General features: G+C 61.6%; 1 protein-coding gene. It reads right to left on the bottom strand.

Annotated features, from left to right (window positions below):
• Positions 1-164: 164 nt before the first annotated feature.
• Positions 165-691, bottom strand: a 527-nt coding sequence (gene istB / locus NDI72_RS21910) for an IS21-like element helper ATPase IstB (RefSeq protein WP_283801798.1), incomplete at its 5' end; no start/stop codon positions are given.

Raw genomic sequence — 691 nt, 5'->3', positions numbered from 1 at the left:
TTTGATGCTGCGGTAGCGGGCCGTTCCACCACATCAACGGCGGAGCAAAACCCGGCCACGCGGCGGAGCAATAGTCGGCCACATGTGAGGCAGGCATGCGACCGCCGGGAGGGCGTAGCCCGAGCGGGGGTCGCATGCCTGCGTGGCGATTTTTTGGGAAGGCTTCAGCCAGCCTTTCGAGCGCGGCTTTGTGCAAGACGGTAGCTGTCGCCGTTCATCTCGAGAATGTTGACGTGGTGGGTGACGCGGTCGAGCAGTGCGCCGGTCAAACGTTCGGAGCCTAAGGTTTCCGTCCATTCGTCAAAGGGAAGATTGCTGGTGATCAGAGTGGCACCGCGTTCGTAGCGTTGCGAGATCAGCTCGAACAGCAATTCCGCGCCGGTCTTGGAGAGCGGCACGAAGCCCAGTTCGTCAATGATCAGCAGCTTGTATCCCGCCATCTGCTTTTGGAAGCGTAAGAGCCGCCGCTCGTCGCGGGCCTCCATCACCTCGCTGACCAGGGCGGCGGCCGTCGTGAACCCGACGGACAAGCCCTTCTGGCATGCTGCCAGACCGAGACCGAGCGCCACATGGGTCTTGCCCGTGCCGCTTGGACCAAGGGCGATAACGTTCTCTTGGCCCTCGATCCATTCGCAGCGGGCCAATTGTAACCGGTGTTCTGACCCCACCTTCCTTGTGAGCGTATGATCTG

The sequence above is a fragment of the Nitratireductor sp. GZWM139 genome, assembly GCF_030068685.1.
In the GTDB taxonomy this organism is placed as follows: Bacteria; Pseudomonadota; Alphaproteobacteria; order Rhizobiales; family Rhizobiaceae; genus Nitratireductor; species Nitratireductor aquimarinus.
This window is presented reverse-complemented; position numbering and strand designations above follow the sequence as displayed.